A 17,118-nucleotide genomic window follows, 5' to 3' on the forward strand; every position below is an offset into this window, starting at 1 on the left:
GTTATCTTTTGAGTGAATTTTTTGTCCCAATCTCTCATTTCTATGTAATGGAGGAAGGAGGAATGTAATGAATGATCGTGTGCGTAAAAAAATAAATATATTTTTCGTAATAGTTTTATTATGTGGCGTGATATTACCTTCAACTCAAGTTGCTGCAGACAATACTGGGTATGAACCTGAAAATCCAGGAATTAAAGATGAACAAACAGATGAAGGTAATCTAGGGATGGTAGTCACTGCTCATCCACTAGCTTCGGAAGTAGGGTCAGAAGTATTAAAAAAAGGCGGAAATGCTGTTGATGCAGCGGTTGCGACCCAACTAGCACTAAATGTGGTTGAACCAATGATGTCTGGCATTGGCGGTGGGGGGTTTCTCATGCATTATGATGCTGCATCAGAAGATATCTCTATCATAAATAGCAGAGAACGTGCGCCACAAGGAGCATCACCTGATATGTTTATTGATAGAAGTAATATTGTTACAGACCCAGGAAAATTCATGCTTGGAGCAATTGATTTAAACGGAGATAGTGGTGGTGCAAAGTTTCATGTTGATGATATTCAAGTGTTCGATTTACAGTCTTCACAAACGATTTTTGAAGAGGATTTTGAGGGAGGAGAAGGGTCTTGGGATGCCGATAAATTTAATATTTATGAGCGAGGAACTACATTCTCTGAATCTAGTGGACTTGGAAAAATATTATTTGGTCCGCCGTATGGTAATAATTCATCCTCTTTTGGACAAACCACTGCAATAATGGATGAAATAGAAGATAGTGAATTATCATTGAGATTTCGTACAGATGATCCTGGCGAAGACCGTCGTCTACGATTATGGTTACGGGCGGATGAATATCGTTCAACTGGTACAACATATGTTAAGAACGGTTACGGAATAGAAATAAACTCGAATACAAATGAAGTACGTGTATTGCAGTCAAAAGATTCTACCACTTCTACTTTAGGTAGTTTTTCTATAAGTGGAACTACTGATTGGCAGAATCTACGTTTTCAAGTGGAAGGCAATCAATTACGTGTAAAACATTGGGAAGATGATGCTTCTGAACCTAATAATTGGAATATCGAAACCTTTGCTGGTGAAGTGATTCCGTTTTCTGAACGAGTACAGAGTGGTTTATCTGTAGGTGTTCCAGGGACCTTAAAAGGGTTAGAAGATGCACTTGAGCAGAGGGGAACGATGGAATTAGATGAATTGATTGAACCTGCAATTGATTTAGCTGCAGATGGATTTCCAGTTAATTGGGCTCTGGCTGATGCGATTGAAAGTAATCAGGACAAATTATCGAAAACGGCTGCTAAAGATGTTTTCTTGCCAAATGGAACTCCGTTAGAAGAAGGAGATTTATTAGTTCAGGAAGACTTAGCAAAAAGTTTTCGATTAATTCAAGAGCAGGGAACAGAAGTATTCTATAATGGGGAAATTGGAGAAGCACTTGCCGAAGAAGTAGGTGACCGCGGCAGTAGTATGGAATTGTCAGATTTAAGTAATTACCAAACAACAGCAGAGTCTCCAGTTTGGGGAGATTATATGGGATATGACATAGCATCTATGCCACCACCAAGTTCTGGAGGAATTACGATGCTTCAGCTGCTTGAAATGTTTGAGCAATTGGATCTTACACAATTCGATATACGTTCTATGGAAAAATATCATTACATGACAGAGTCGATGCATTTAGCCTATGCGGATCGAGGTGCATATATGGGAGATCCAGAGTTTTTTGATGTCCCTTTGGAAGGACTATTGCATCCAGATTATGTAGCTGAAAGGATAGAGTTAATTTCTCCTGACCGAGCGAATGATCATGTAGAACCAGGAAATCCTTACGAATATCAAGGTGGAGAACCAAGCTCATTCATTGATCAACCAGATGATAAAGTTGATGGTCAAACGACGCATTTTACAATTGCTGATCGTTGGGGAAACCTTGTTTCTTATACAACAACAATTGAACAAGTTTTCGGATCTGGAATCATGGTACCGGAATATGGCATTATGTTGAACAATGAGTTGACGGATTTTGATGCTATTCCAGGTGGAGCCAATGAAGTACAACCAAATAAGCGACCACTTAGTAGTATGACACCGACAATTGTTTTAGATGAAGGAAGACCTTATATGACAGTAGGTTCTCCTGGTGGTGCTACTATTATTACCTCTGTAACACAAACTATTGTCAATACAATTGGGTATGAAATGAGTATAAAAGATGCTATTGAAGAACCTCGTATTTATAGTAACACTTATCCTTCCATTCGTTGGGAATATGGGATTGGAGAATCTATTCGAGAAAGAATGGAACAACTAGGGCATCGTTTTGAAACGAGCCCACGAGAAATCGGTAATGTTAATAGTATTGTGCTTGATCAAGAATCAGGCATGTATTTTGGTGCAGCGGATTCAACTCGAGAGGGAACAGCAATTGGATTATCTTTTGATGATTTTCCAGGGATTATTGAATTAATTGAATTAGTAGAAATGAATGTGGAGAATGGAGAAATTAGTTCTGATGCAGGACAAACCCTTCTTACCCATTTGTCAGCTGTTCAACATTTTAAAGAAACGAATCAAATGAATAAAGCTATAAAACACCTTGAGAATATGGAAGTACTTGTGAACCATTTTTATGATAATGGAAAGATTTCTGAAGATGTCTACCATCGTTTATTAAGAGAAACATACCTAATTTTGGATTTATGGGAAATAGATGCATAATGTATCTATTTCTCTAATCAAATTTAAATGAAAAGGGTGTAAGTCGATGAACAAAAGATGGGTGCTAGCAAGTATGTTAATTGTTGTATTAGGTGTAGCGATAACGATGACTTATTTACTGATGCCAACGACAGCAGATGAAACAACTCCCGATGAGCATGTGATTGAATTAGGAGTAGATACGTTATTAGAGAGTCATATGGACTTGATTGAAGGGAAAAGAGTTGGATTGATTACGAATCCGACTGGTGTAGATCAGGAATTAAATAGTATTGTTGACCGTCTCTTCGAAGATCCGAATGTAGAGTTAACAGCACTTTATGGCCCAGAACATGGGGTTCGTGGAGATGCACAGGCAGGGGAATATGTAGAATACTATATTGATGAACAAACAGGACTTCCTGTATATAGTCTTTATGGGGAGACTAGGAAACCAACTCCAGAAATGTTAGAAAATGTTGATGTATTAATTTTTGATATTCAGGATGTAGGGGCTCGTTTTTATACCTATATTTATACGATGGCCTATGCAATGGAGGCTGCAGCAGAGAATGAAAAGGAGTTTATCGTTCTTGATCGTCCAAACCCTTTAGGTGGTAATAAAGTTGAAGGTCCAGTGTTAGATCTAGATTATGCTTCTTTTGTTGGGAATTATCCTATTCCGTTGCGACATGGAATGACTGTTGGCGAATTAGCTTCATTTTTTAATGGGGAATTTGATATAAATGTAGATTTAACAGTAATAGAAATGGAAGGGTGGAAACGAGGAATGCACTATGAAGATACGGATTTAGAATTTGTACTACCTTCACCAAACATGCCAACCGAAGATACAGCTTTTGTCTATCCAGGAGCTGCATTAATTGAAGGGACAAATGTATCAGAAGGTAGAGGGACAACTAAACCGTTTGAATTCATTGGTGCACCTTTTGTGAACAGTACAGAATTTGCTGCTTCATTAAATGGGCTGGATCTTCCAGGAGTTACGTTTCGTGCTGCATCGTTTACACCGATGTTCTCCAAGCATAGTGGCAGTTTGAGTCATGGTATTCAGATTCATATTACAGATAAAGAGATGTATGACCCAATCTTAACAGGACTACATGTTGTACAAATGTTGCATGATACGTATCCAGATGATTTTGAATTTAGAGCAGAGAATAGTAATGGAATTTCTTTTTTTGATAATTTGATTGGAAATGGCTGGATTAGAGATGGAATTGAAAATGGCGTACCTGTCGAAGAATTAGCAAATCAATGGGAAGAAGACTTGTATGATTTCAAAGATGTACGTAGAGAGTATCTACTTTATACGATACAAGTAGAAGATATCCATAATTTAATTGAAACATATTCAGAGTCAGGAGATATTCAAGATGATGCAAAGAGAAAATTTGAAATGCATTTGACTGCAGTAGAACGCTTTGAGGAAAGAAAAGATGCTTCTAAAGTGGCAAAGCATATGGAAAGCTTCCAATTACTATTAGATCAACAATTACAAGCTGGTAAGATGTCTACTCTAGCATATGAAGATTTAAGTGCCGAAACAACAGACATGATTTATCAATGGAAATAAATCTAACGAGGTGAAGCACATTGAAAATGATTCGATGGTTAAGCACCGCTGTTATTGTAAGTTTGTTTGTAATTGTTAGTTTTCCAGTAGAAATTGTTTACTCCAGTTCAATCGAGAGAATAGATTTAAAGGTTGGTACTTTTAATGTAGCTGCCGGTAACGGTTTAGATGGTGAATATAATATCGAGAGATTAGCTGATACCATAAGTGATTTAGATGTGGATATAATTGGACTACAAGAAGTTGATGTTCATTGGGGATATAGAAGTAATTTTGATCATATGATGGAGGAGTTAGCGAGTAGATTAGATATGGAATACTTTTTTGCGCCAATCTATGATCTAGAACCAGTTAATGAAGGTGATCCTAATAGGCAGTTTGGTGTGGGAGTTCTAAGTAAATATCCAATAATAGAAGCAGAAAATAGAAATATCACAAGGTTATCTACACAAGTTCCCAATCCTACTCCAACAGCTGAACCTGGATTTTTACAAGCGAAAATTAATGTTGAAGGCGCTGAAGTAATGTTTTATGTAACCCATTTAGACTACCGGTCAGACCCAACTATACGTGAAATGCAAGTTGCCGATATGCAAGAAATTATGAGTGAAGGGAATTATAATATTCTTGTAGGGGACATGAATGCTAGGCCTAAAGCTACAGAGTTAAGTCCGTTATTTACAGATTTTGTAGATGTGTGGGATATGAACGATACAAATGGAGATACTTTTCCGGCGCATAATCCAGATCGACGGATTGATTATATAATGTCCTCGAAACGTATGGAAGTAAACGCTGCAGAAGTACAAAATGATGTGGAATCCTCTGATCACTTGCCAGTCATTGCAGAAATTGAAGTGGTCTCTGGGAATCATTCGACTTCTTTTGAAGGATTGGAATGGTTAATTGATTATTATGAAAGACAAGCAGCTTTTCATGATCAACGCATTCACTCAGCATTAACGGGACAAATAAATGTATTAAAGCATTATCATAAAACCAATAATGTAGATAAATTACTGCGACACCTTGAACGATTAGATAATACTATTCAACATTTAGGTGAAGAAGGAATAATAGAGGAGGAGGCGGTAGTAGAAATTAATGAGGATATAAATTATTTATACAGTATTGTAGATTAGTATATTAATAGAATGTTGAGGTTGAGATCACTAAGTAATTTAATTATAGGAAAACCATGCTGTTGATTATCATACAAAATATACTTAAATTCGTGCAGAAGGTGGCATTCCAAGTTTAGTAAAAGGATGTTTATCTTAAGCTTGTAAAAAGTAAAGTGTATTTTAGGTGATCTCCCAAAGTTTTCCGTTGATTAAATAAGTGTTTCTCAACCTCTTCATTTATGTACAAAGGGAAGCACGGTAAACTTATTTACATACACAACTTTACCTGGTTGGAAAAAATGGGCAATATGAAATTAAACAACACTAAATGGAGTAGTCTGTGATAAAATAACGATACAATGCAAGTAAAATTTGTACATTACATAGTATGAAATTAGAGAAATATGTATGAACTAATCGCTGGTTTTGTTAGGAGAGGATAACATGAAGAAAAAAGTTGGTATTGTATTTGGAGGTAAGTCTGCAGAGCATGAGGTTTCGTTACAATCTGCTAAGAATATTGTAGATGCAATTGACTCAGATAAATACGAGGTATACTTATTAGGAATTGATAAGCAAGGAAATTGGCATGTGAATGATCGATCGCATTACTTGATAAATGAAGAGGATCCTAAATTAATTTCATTAAACAAAACAAATGAAGGAATAGCCGTTATTCCTGGAGCAGAAAAAAATCAGATAGTTACTTCAAATTCAGATACTTCTGTAGATCAGTTAGATGTAATTTTCCCAATTGTCCATGGAACACTCGGGGAGGATGGAAGCTTACAAGGAATGCTGCGAATGGCAAACATTCCATTTGTCGGCTCTAGTGTATTGGGTTCTGCTATTAGTATGGATAAAGATATCGCTAAGCGCCTATTGAAAGACGCTGGATTAAAAGTAGCAAAAGGGTATGCTTATCGAAGTGTAGATAAGGAAAGTATTAATTATGAAAGTCTCAAAGAAGACTTGGGACTACCAATGTTTATTAAACCAGCAAACCAAGGTTCGTCAGTTGGTGTTCACAAAGTAGAAAACGAAGAACAATTTTATTATGCAATTAATGATGCTTTTCAATTTGATCACAAATTACTTGTTGAAGAAGCAATCCTAGGCAGGGAAATTGAGTGTGCTGTTTTAGGCAATGAAAAACCAGCAGCTTCTGTACCAGGTGAAATTTTACCAACTGGAGAATTTTACTCTTATGAAGCAAAATATATTGATGAAACTGGGGCAATACTTCAAATTCCTGCTAAACTAGAAGATCCGGTAGTAGAGAATATACAACATATTGCTTTACAAGCTTTTAAAGCATTGAATTGTGAAGGCCTGGCAAGAGTTGATGTATTTTTAACAAATGACAATGAAATTGTAATCAATGAAATAAATACACTTCCAGGTTTTACAAAAATAAGCATGTATCCAAAATTATGGGAAGAAAGTGGAGTTTCTTATCGAGAACTAATTGAGAAATTAATAGAACTTGCTATAGAGAGAAATCAACGTGATCAAAAATTAAAGAGTTCTAGAAATGATGGGTAGGGACTAATTACTTAGTCCCTTTCTAATGCTAGATTAGTAAATAGATTTGCTTTAAGATGGTTACTAAGGTTTAAAGAATTGAGGTAGTATATAATGAATGAAAAAATAAGCATGAAAGAAAAAGTAATTAAATATGTTGTGATGAATTTACCATCCTTTTTTTTACATTTCTTAATTTTAATTATAGCTTCTTTTACGATGGATCTCAGCTTTGAGACTAGTCAAGCTGCGCAGACATTAGTTATATTAATGGTGCTCTATGTTTTAGGTGGGGTTGTACTAAAAGTACAGCCAACGATGCTGCATAATCTTTTGTCTGTTTCACTTATACTTATCTATAATATAGTTTTATACTTAGGTCCTATCTTGATTACTTCCTTAGAGCAATCAGCTTGGAATGTATGGTTGATCATGAACAGTATACCTTTTATCTATTTAGCATTTTTACATGAACAACTAATTTTAGTTGCCATAGTTATTCCTTCTACATTCTTAATGATAGGATTATCTTTGAAAACTATTTTTGTACGTAAAAGAAAGAAAAATTAATAGAACATAAGATTAAGATAAAATAGCATTACAGTATATAAAATAGGATGATTATCGGGAGTGGGGTATTAGACTTTACAAAAAATGCTTTTTCTAGTGGAATTTTCCACTAGTGCTCCTTCCGTAAGTGCGTGTCAATTTCTCCTATTTTAATTACTCAATGCTATTATTTTATTTCAAAAGAGGTTGGGATATAGTAAAAAGTTTTGCTCAAAAGACGGATGTAGATAGAATAAGCGTAAGAAATATACAGTACTCCTATGAGAGGAAGACTAAAGAGCAGACTCTGATGCATAAGCTTCCGGAGGCTCACCAGCCGCATTAGGATAAGCGGAGTATATTTCTGAAGCGGGTTTTCAAAACCTTTTTATCTGGATTTATCTTTTGGGTAAATAATTTTGTCCCATCCTCTTTAAATTCGTAATTTCTTTATAGCGTCTTTTAGATTGGTAAGTAGTTATGCGTCTTTAAGGACATTTGATAATAATAAGCAGCTAACTGAAATTGTTGATGATAGTAATAAGCATCTGCTAACTGACGTAGATATAGTTGTAATTCAAAATGTAACGACCTTTCCTCAAAATATGGGATAATATCTTTTTTTATAAAAGATTCAAGTGCATAGGGATTCGTTTCGTTAATCCGATGCTCTAACATTTTAATATCAAGTGTTTGTTTATTAATTTTATTCCCGTAAAATTTTTGTGCGGATATTATTACTTGTTCTAGCCACTTTGTAACTTCATCAGAGCTATTTTGAATATAATAGACTTTAATAAGTTTGAGTATGAGGCCTATTTTTTGTTCCATATTACTATGGATACAAAGTTCATAGCTTTTTAACAAGTAGTCTATACCTGCTTGGAAATGTTGTTGATCAATTTCTATGGAACCATAGCTTTCATTGCATTTAGCGAGCAGAGTGGGACAATTTATCTTACTAGCAATGTCCTCTGCAATTTCGGTACATTTCCATGCTTGAGTATAGTCATGTATTTGTCGAAAGTAATTGGAAAATAACAAATGAGATTCTGAACATTCCTCTAATAAATAACGACTCCGAAAGAGTTCTAATGCTTTTTTATTATAGTGGAAAATTTTGTGTAAATCTTTTGAAGCAAAAGCTGCTTTAGCCAATCGATAATATAAATCTGTGTGCTCCTTTTGTTCGTGAAGAACGAATTTATCCATATGTTTTTCTGCTTTCAAAAATAATTGTAATGCACGAGAATGGTATTCTTGCAGATCCCAAAAAATTCCTGAGTATTTATACCAATAATATAATTCCATTTCATTAAATTTTTTGGATTGCATATTTAGATGTTGATACTGTTGCATTGCTTGATCTAAGTCATGTAATAACAAGAAGTACCTGAATTTGTGTAATTCAATGGGAATATCAATGGTAGAATTAGTGATTTCTAAAATTTGCTTAATACTATTTTCATACATATTAGTTGCACTATCTACGTCTTCTCGAAGTAAATAATCAATCCAATTTTCGATTAACTTATCATGCTCATCCTTACTTTGGTTCATTAACTCCACAGGTATGTCTAATCGTTGACTGAGGAGTTCAACTATGTCCCTTGGAGGTATTTGATTGCCGTTTTCAATCTTGGACAAATACGATACGGAAATCAGTCCATCTGCAAGTTCTGCTTGGGTCATATTGGCTTGTAATCGATAATGTTTTATAATCTGCCCAATTCTATTATCCAAATTTTAACACCTCCTTTTTTATTATATAAGGGATGCCATTGAAATACTAACATAGAGTTTAATTAATTGACGTAAAAAATATAAAAATACTTAATTTTTACTTAAAAATTAAGTATTTTTATTAAATTATCGATATAATAGAGAAAAGATTTTTGTTATGAAATGGTAATAATAGGGTATAGAATAAGAATGAATAAATTGTTAGTAAGGGAGGGATTGATATTTTTAAAAAAAGAATACGTCATATGCAAAGATATAGAGAAATTGTTGTTGCCTTTTCTAGAAATGGATTTGGGTATTTTGTAAGAGAGTTAGGATTGCATAAGATTACCTCCCTACCAAAGCGTTTATATGAACAAGGAGATAAAGAAGTACATAATAAAACAACTGGTGAAAGAATACGGTTATTCTTAGAGGAATTAGGTCCTACATTTATAAAGCTTGGACAAATTGCAAGTACAAGACAAGATTTAATCCCAAAAAATATTATTGAAGAACTAGAAAAACTACAGGATCAAGTTGCGCCGTTCTCTTTTTCTGATGTGCAAGAAATAATAGGTAGAGAATTACAAGAACCTATAAACGCCGTGTTCAAATCTTTTGATGAACATCCAATTGCTGCAGCTTCTATTGGGCAAGTCCATTATGGGGTACTTCAATCAGGACAAGAAGTCGCTGTTAAAATACAACGCCCAAATTTAGAAGAAAAAGTACATACTGATTTGGAAATATTAATGAGTATAGCAAAATTAGCAGAGTCTAGGCTTGAATGGGCGAAAAAATATCAATTAAGTGCAATTATAAAAGAATTTTCCAATTCGTTAATTGCTGAGTTAGACTATACATTAGAAGGGCGAAATGCACATCGGATTGCACAACAATTTAAGAAACATGAGGATGTAGTTGTACCTGATGTTTATTGGAACCTTACAACTGAAAAAGTTCTCACTATGGAATATATCAAAGGAATTAAACTAGATGAGAATAAGAAGCTTGTTCGTGAAGGCTACAACCCACAATTAATTGCAGAAAAATTAATTCAAAAGCAATTTCAGCAAATCCTTATCGACGGATTCTTTCATGCGGATCCGCATCCTGGTAATGTAATGATTCTCCCCAACCATAAAATTCTTTTCATGGATTTCGGTATGGTTGGGAGATTAACATCGTCAATGAAAGATCATTTATCGTCGCTCATTGTAGCTATAATGAGACAAAACACAAAATCAATAATTAAAGCTATTTATCGAATGGGAATTGTATCAGAGAATGTTGATGCCGACTATATGTATGCAGATATTGATGATTTAAGAGACAAATATTACGATATCCCATTCAGTCAAGTAAGTATTGGAGAAGCAATTAATGATTTATTCCGTGTAGCAACCACACATGGAATAAGGATTCCAACTGACTTATCTTTAGTAGGTAAATCACTATTAACACTTGAAGGGACAGTCGAAAGACTAGATCCTGATATTAGTATTGTGAAAATCGCAGAACCATTTGGAAAAAGATTATTAAAAGAAAAATATCAACCCAAAAAAGTAGCTGATGAGGTATACCAACAAGCGGAAGATTATAAAGATTTAATAATGGATTTTCCGGATCATATTAATCATTTGTATAAAGTCATCCGCAGAGGAAAATTACCATTAGAAATATCCGTTTCGCGAGTGGAAGCATTTTTAAGAAAACTCGATCGGATAAGTAATCGACTTTCGTTTAGCATTGTATTGCTTGCATTCAGTATTATTATGGTAGGGTTAATTATTGGATCAGCTTTAGCAGGAGAATCTTCTTATCTGTGGAGCTTACCTGTAATTGAGATAGGATTTGTCGTGGCAATAGGGATGTTCCTATGGTTACTTTATTCTATCTTTCGTTCGGGAAGATTCTAAAAACATTAGTAATAAAAAATCGCAGTATCACTGGGTGATAACTGCGATTTTTTATTTATATGATAATAAATTAAAATACTTTATCACCATTAAAAATCGAATTCTTAACAACTACATAATCTACATTTCGAATAGCCTCTAATTGCTGACCGCCTGCATAGGAAATGGAAGATTGAAGATCTTGTTCCATTTCAGTTAATGTATCTTGAAGGGGGCCTTTATGCTCTACATACATTTTCTTACCTTCTACATTTTTCTTTTCACCTTTTTGAAATTCTGATGCAGAACCAAAATATTCTTTAATTTTTTTTCCGTCTTTTTCAATTGTTTCCCCCGGTGATTCCTCATGTCCCGCAAACAATGAACCTATCATTACCATGGAAGCTCCAAAACGAATTGATTTTGCTATGTCACCATGTGTACGAATCCCGCCATCTGCAATAATGGGCTTACTTGCTGCTTTTGCACACCAACGTAATGCAGCTAATTGCCATCCACCTGTGCCAAAACCAGTTTTAATTTTTGTAATACACACTTTTCCAGGGCCTATTCCAACTTTTGTAGCATCGGCACCGGCATTTTCCAATTCACGTACAGCTTCTGGAGTTCCTACATTACCAGCAATAACAAAAGAACTAGGTAAGTTTTCTTTGATATGCTTGATCATTTTAATAACTGCATCCGAATGACCATGTGCAATATCGATCGTTATATAGTCAGGAACTAATTGTTGAGCTGCTAATTCTTCGATAAATCCATATTCATCTGTTTTTACTCCAACACTTATAGAAGAGAATAAATTATTCTCATGCATATCTTTAATAAAATTCATTCGTTTTTGGGGTTCAAAACGATGCATTATATAAAAATAATTTTCCTCAGCTAAATATCTAGCAATCTTTTCATCAATAATAGTCTGCATATTAGCAGGTACAACAGGTAATTTAAATGTTCTTTTACCAAGAGTTACTGTCGTATCACATTCTGATCTACTATTCACCACACATTTTGCGGGTATTAGTTGAATATCTTCATAATCAAATACATTTTCCATAATATACACTCCTAAATACGGATGATTTTTATTTAATAACAATAAAACGTTCGCCTTTTGTAATTTAACTTATTTATTTAAATATGTCAATAAACCAGTACGTAGAATTGAAAAATAATTAATTTTTTTGAAAATATAGGTTTGATTTATTTTTGGTATGGGTAAATATTCACCAAGTAAAAAATTACTATTGTATGAAAATAGTTCCTTCGTCGGATGAAAGGTGGGGTGTCTTTTTTACTGGTATATTTTAAATTTTAAATAATTCATCGTGTTTTTTTAGGACTTATCACTCAATTTTTGGAAAACTTTAGATAGTTCGTTGACATTAAAATCCCGTTTCTTTAGGATTTACTTGAGAAGGTAACATGAATATTTTAACAACTGCGAGCACCTTCGCAAAAAATATTATATGAGGAGATGAGCAAAATGGCAGGACAAATTCGTATGAGTCCAGAGCAATTACAGGCTAAGGCAAAGAGGTACGGACAAAGTTCACAAACAATTGACCAAGTACTTAGAGATTTACAAGGTCTTCAAGATGAGTTACGCGGAGAATGGGAAGGCCGTGCTTTTGAAAAGTTTGACATGCAATTCCAAGAACTTAAGCCAAAAGTACAAGACTTCTCACAACTTATGCTAGACATTGAGAATCAACTTATTAAAACTGCTGAAGCGGTTGCGCAACAAGATGAGCAATTGTCTCAAAACTTCGGTTTAAGATAAGGTAGTAGATTAAGAGAAGGTTTTTGGGTGAGCTGCATGACATTGGTTATGTGGCTCGTCTAATGCCTGGAACTATTTAAGGCTGCTTTTTTAGAAGATTAGTAGCCTTTTCTTACACTTTCGTATTGATTCTTTCGACGTGCATGTAATGTACTATTAAATAGATTATTAGTTTTAATCACCAGGAGTGAGAAATAATGAAAAAAGTAGATAAACGGTGGATCTTATTTCTGGTTCTTATTGTTGCATTGGCATCAGGGTTATCTTTTTTATCGTTACATCAAGAAACGGAGACAGAAAACCCAAATAGAACACAAACGATGGCTATTGCAATTGTTAATGAGGATCAAGGATCAACATTTAATGGAACAGACTTGGCCTTTGGAGATGCATTTACGCAATCGATTAATCGCAACAATAACCATGAATGGTTTGTGGTTAGTCGTGGAGTGGCAGAGAGCGGCTTAGAAAATAATACATATGATATGATGGTTGTCATTCCCAATGATTTCTCCGAAAAATCATTAAACATTAATGCAGAAGATCCAGAGCCAGTTGTTTTACAATATAAAATAAACGCATCAGAGAATGCAAGAATAAAAGAAGAAGCAGAAAAAACGGCTAGCAATATATTAAATGATTTTAATCGACGTATTATTGACGTATATTTTGCAAGCGTAATTGGAAATCTTCAAGATGCTCAGGATAATGTAAGTGCAATGGTTGATAGACAGGCCTTACATACTAATGCTTTCAACAGTAATGTTCATCAACCATTATCAGGATATACGGACCAGTTCAATACAATCAAAGATCAAACGGAACATTCTACCAATAGTTTTAGTAGCTTTGAAGAACTAATAGAGTCTTATGAAAATCAATTATTGGAAGAAGCAGAGCAAGGTGAAGCGTTTGTATCAAATATCGAAGACGTAGTTGAACTAAAAGAAAATAATTTATCTCAATTACTTGCATTTAATGACATGTTTAGTCAGTTTAATCAGGGTATGAGAGCAGCAGAAGTGGATCAGAAATTATCTAATTTACAAACAGCTAATGATCAAATCAACCAGCAGTTGGCTGCCGGTCAGAATAATAGTAGTCAAAATCCAGTAGCATCTGTAGCTAGAATTCAAAACAATCCTGCAAATGATAATATCGCCACAGCTACATTAAAACTTCAAAACTATTTAAAACGTTCATCTGAACAGGTATCTGTTTTACAAGGTGATGTGAACAATTATCTGGAAAATGGTAATGAAGAGTTTGAAAATACAATTAGAAAACAAATAGAGTCAATTCTAGAAGACTCTACTGAAGATGATATTGATATTAATAAATTATTTCAACAACATGATGGAGTTGCGTTAGAAGATATTAATAACGCTATTGGCCAATTACCTTCGTTAAATGAAGATGACTTTTCAAATGTAGGATTACCAAAAGACCTTGAACAAGATATAAAAAATGTTATTCGAGTAACAGAACAATACAGGTCTGAATTTGAAAGTGTGGAAATTGAAGGTGACCGTAGCAAATTTCTGAAAGATCAAATTGAAAGTTTACGCACTCAAGTTAAAAATGGTATTACATTATCAGATACAGTAGAGCTACCCAAAAATGAAAAAGAGGGTCAAATATTTACCATTAAAATCCCAGAAGGATTTAATCTCCAATATTTAGGAATTCAACTTCCTGGTGAAGAGGAAGGAAACTACACAGAATATATTGATGAAAATGGTAGAGTACAATTACCTGCAAATAGAGCCGGATCCTTTACTGTCAATATAAAAGTTAATACTGAACCTGGAGAAGAAATATTTGATTTTTATAAACCACTTGAATGGTCCTGGAAGTTAAAACAAGAAGATTTAGATGATGTAGATAAACCAGAAAATGTTGCTTATCATCAGTCAGATCTGCAATTAGTTGCTTCTACTCAAGTTCTTAATATAAATACCGAAGAAGAGATGTCTAAGAACGATTCAAGCGGAACGCTAACAGATGGAGGAAAACCAGGTGGAGGTGATTCCACAGGCGAAGATAACCCAACTAGTGACGATGACAACTCTGGTGAAGGCGGAAAGAATGAGGGGGCTAATGAAACAACTGACCCTGTAGAAACAGAAGAACCAAGTGACCCAGAAGAACAGCCAGAGGCACCAGAAGAGGAAAATCCAGAAGAAGAACTACCTAAAGAACCAGAGAAACTGATCATTAAGAACAACACTATATCTCACAAAATAATGACACCAGTTGAGGATTTAGGAGATACAACAACTACATTGATAAATACGGTAAGTAATTCTATAGAAGGATACCTAAAACTACAATCACTATTTGAAAGTTATTTTGGTAATGATATTCATAGTTTATCAAGAAATACTGAGCCTGAAGATGTAAATCTAAAAGATGTTGCTACAAGAGAATCTCTTTACTATCTCTTCAATGAAGTAGAAATATCCGAGTTAATGATAGATTTTATAACTTCAGAAATTGTAAATAGTATGAATCAAGAGTTAAAAACACCAGTTGCAAACTTTAAAACACAGGTAGATAGATATCAAGCTGGTGTTCAACAAGCAATTCGTGACGCTGCTAAATTGTCTGAGGAAGTTGCAAAAGCAAGGGAAAGGGCAGCTGTTTTAAATACAAATCTTACGGATACTATTGAAGGCGTACAATCTTGGCGCGATGAAGCCATGTCCTTATTAGAACAGCAACAGGATATTCAAGCGAGTGCAGAAGGTGAACAGAGTGCTGTTATGACTTTAGGAAGCGACTTCCAGCCGATATTATCTTCTAGTCAAAACTTAGCAGATCAAGCTTCGAATAACTTAAATACAGCTGAAAATGTTTATCAGACTTTTGAAGATATCGATAATCAAGCAACGGAGATTGAACAAAGTGGTACGAATTTAGTAAGTAATGCTGAAAATCTTGCTGTTGAGATGACCGATAAGCTAGAAAATGATGAAACATTTATTGAGAACTTTACAGGTGTTTTAGCAAATAGTCGTGTCGGAGATCGCCAAAATGAAAACTTATATGATTTCTTGTCAAATCCAGTAGAAACGAGTAACGAAGGAACTATTACGACACAAAATAATACATTTACACCATATTTCTTAGTGTTAATTAGCTTTATCGTTGTATTATTCACAGCTTATGTAATTTCAACAATTAATCAAAAGAAAGTGAACCAAGATCAATTTGCATCAGAAGCTTCATTGATGGGGACGAATATGCCTATTACGATCATTACAGTAGGTATAGGTATACTGGAAGGTATCGTTATTGGTATTGTTTCAAGTTATTATTTACCAATTAGTGATCTCAATATGTTACAGTTAACCATTATTATGGCTTTATTGGTAACAGGGATGTTACTTGTAGCAACTTATTTACTAAGACAGATAAAAATGATAGGAATGTTCTTATTGTTAGCTGTATTTAGTTTGTACTTGTTCTTTACAGATGCTTTAGGTTCTGGTTCAGCGCCATTCCCAGTATTAGAGAAGTTTTCTCCACTGCAATATATGGAGACATTCCTCCTGCGAATTGTGGAAGGAACGGTTAACTATGGTGGAGCAATATTCATCGTGCTAATGTTATTATTAATTGGTGCACTCGGAAACCTATTGGTTATCAACCGACCTGATAGAGAGGAAGAAATGACCGATGAAAACCAAGCTGAAGCTGGTTAATTTGGCATTTGTAAGTTCCATGATTCTGCTGATACTCCTTCCAATTGGAGTATCAGCAGAATCAGGTTCTATAAAAGATGGAAGTCTGCAAATGCAAATTGATCGAATAATTAAAGATAAAGATGAAAAAAATGAAATGCGAGAAACAGAACTAGAAAGAATATTCCCAAGCCTTTTCACTTCGGAAACTTCCCAAGAAATTAATGAAAAAGTAAATGCGGAAGAAGATAAAATCGAATATATAGAGCAAAATTTATTTTCTGAAGATGTGGAAGGGAATGTAGCGATTCAAGAGGTGAAAGACTCCTTATTTCAATCTGATTATGAATCCGTTGCAACAAGTAGCAGTAATGCAGAAGAGGAATCATCTAGTTCCAGTTCAAGCAATATCATTTTGATGACGTTTGCTGGTATTGCAGTAGCTCTATGTGGAGGTTTGTATGTCTTAATGCAAAGATTATTAGATTAGGAGAGTCG

General features: G+C 34.5%; 10 protein-coding genes and 2 pseudogenes. 10 read left to right on the top strand and 2 right to left on the bottom strand.

Translation table 11 applies throughout. The features are described from left to right. Window positions 1-202 precede the first annotated feature (202 nt). From ggt to AQ616_RS11965, 6 genes and pseudogenes are all read left to right on the top strand, one after another. Window positions 203-2,737 (top strand): annotated as a pseudogene (gene ggt, locus AQ616_RS11945) (gamma-glutamyltransferase); the annotation flags it as partial. A gap of 106 nt (window positions 2,738-2,843) precedes the next feature. Continuing rightward, a pseudogene (locus AQ616_RS11950) lies at window positions 2,844-4,049 on the top strand (exo-beta-N-acetylmuramidase NamZ family protein); the annotation flags it as partial. 18 nt (window positions 4,050-4,067) lie between these two features. Continuing rightward, the gene (locus AQ616_RS20210) at window positions 4,068-4,313 is read left to right on the top strand and encodes an FIMAH domain-containing protein (protein WP_397351693.1); all 246 of its coding nucleotides are present in this window, start codon (window positions 4,068-4,070) and stop codon (window positions 4,311-4,313) included. A gap of 26 nt (window positions 4,314-4,339) precedes the next feature. Continuing rightward, window positions 4,340-5,455, top strand: coding sequence for an endonuclease/exonuclease/phosphatase family protein (locus AQ616_RS11955; RefSeq protein ID WP_240490502.1), 1,116 nt, complete (start codon window positions 4,340-4,342; stop codon window positions 5,453-5,455). 426 nt (window positions 5,456-5,881) lie between these two features. Further along, complete coding sequence (ddlA, locus tag AQ616_RS11960) at window positions 5,882-6,982, top strand: D-alanine--D-alanine ligase (protein ID WP_069685879.1); 1,101 nt, start codon at window positions 5,882-5,884, stop codon at window positions 6,980-6,982. A gap of 93 nt (window positions 6,983-7,075) precedes the next feature. Continuing rightward, window positions 7,076-7,531, top strand: a complete 456-nt coding sequence (locus AQ616_RS11965; RefSeq protein ID WP_069685880.1) for a hypothetical protein — start codon at window positions 7,076-7,078, stop codon at window positions 7,529-7,531. Between the two features lie 441 nt (window positions 7,532-7,972). Here the strand turns inward: AQ616_RS11965 and AQ616_RS11970 are convergent, their stop codons facing one another. Next, complete coding sequence (locus tag AQ616_RS11970; RefSeq protein ID WP_069685881.1) at window positions 7,973-9,253, bottom strand: helix-turn-helix domain-containing protein; 1,281 nt, start codon at window positions 9,251-9,253, stop codon at window positions 7,973-7,975. 245 nt (window positions 9,254-9,498) lie between these two features. Here AQ616_RS11970 and AQ616_RS11975 point away from each other — a divergent pair, with 245 nt between their 5' ends. After that, window positions 9,499-11,154, top strand: a complete 1,656-nt coding sequence (locus AQ616_RS11975) for an ABC1 kinase family protein (protein ID WP_069685882.1) — start codon at window positions 9,499-9,501, stop codon at window positions 11,152-11,154. Between the two features lie 70 nt (window positions 11,155-11,224). Here AQ616_RS11975 and guaC read toward each other — a convergent pair whose 3' ends face one another. Continuing rightward, window positions 11,225-12,208, bottom strand: coding sequence for a GMP reductase (guaC, locus tag AQ616_RS11980; RefSeq protein WP_017796446.1), 984 nt, complete (start codon window positions 12,206-12,208; stop codon window positions 11,225-11,227). 429 nt (window positions 12,209-12,637) lie between these two features. Between guaC and AQ616_RS11985 the strand changes: the two genes are divergently transcribed. The 3 genes from AQ616_RS11985 (at window position 12,638) to essA (ending at window position 17,110) form a co-directional block, all read left to right on the top strand. Next, complete coding sequence (locus AQ616_RS11985) at window positions 12,638-12,934, top strand: WXG100 family type VII secretion target (RefSeq protein ID WP_017796447.1); 297 nt, start codon at window positions 12,638-12,640, stop codon at window positions 12,932-12,934. A 197-nt stretch (window positions 12,935-13,131) separates the two neighbouring features. Then, complete coding sequence (gene esaA, locus AQ616_RS11990; protein WP_069685883.1) at window positions 13,132-16,641, top strand: type VII secretion protein EsaA; 3,510 nt, start codon at window positions 13,132-13,134, stop codon at window positions 16,639-16,641. Then, window positions 16,616-17,110 carry a type VII secretion protein EssA gene (gene essA, locus AQ616_RS11995; RefSeq protein WP_069685884.1) on the top strand — a complete coding sequence of 165 codons (495 nt, stop codon included), beginning with the start codon at window positions 16,616-16,618 and terminating at the stop codon, window positions 17,108-17,110. The genes esaA and essA overlap by 26 nt, the downstream gene beginning before the upstream one ends. Window positions 17,111-17,118 lie beyond the last annotated feature (8 nt).

Origin of the sequence: Oceanobacillus sp. E9, assembly GCF_001741975.1 — a bacterium.
Taxonomy (GTDB): domain Bacteria; phylum Bacillota; class Bacilli; order Bacillales; family Amphibacillaceae; genus Oceanobacillus; species Oceanobacillus kimchii.

Excerpts from the sequence above, each read along its gene's own strand:
- AQ616_RS11955 (WP_240490502.1), top strand. The coding sequence starts at position 4,340 with ATGATTCGATGGTTAAGCACCGCTGTTATTGTAAGTTTGTTTGTAATT.
- ddlA (WP_069685879.1), top strand. The coding sequence starts at position 5,882 with ATGAAGAAAAAAGTTGGTATTGTATTTGGAGGTAAGTCTGCAGAGCAT.
- AQ616_RS11965 (WP_069685880.1), top strand. The coding sequence starts at position 7,076 with ATGAATGAAAAAATAAGCATGAAAGAAAAAGTAATTAAATATGTTGTG.
- AQ616_RS11975 (WP_069685882.1), top strand. The coding sequence starts at position 9,499 with ATGCAAAGATATAGAGAAATTGTTGTTGCCTTTTCTAGAAATGGATTT.
- guaC (WP_017796446.1), bottom strand. The coding sequence starts at position 12,208 with ATGGAAAATGTATTTGATTATGAAGATATTCAACTAATACCCGCAAAA.
- AQ616_RS11985 (WP_017796447.1), top strand. The coding sequence starts at position 12,638 with ATGGCAGGACAAATTCGTATGAGTCCAGAGCAATTACAGGCTAAGGCA.
- esaA (WP_069685883.1), top strand. The coding sequence starts at position 13,132 with ATGAAAAAAGTAGATAAACGGTGGATCTTATTTCTGGTTCTTATTGTT.
- essA (WP_069685884.1), top strand. The coding sequence starts at position 16,616 with ATGAAAACCAAGCTGAAGCTGGTTAATTTGGCATTTGTAAGTTCCATG.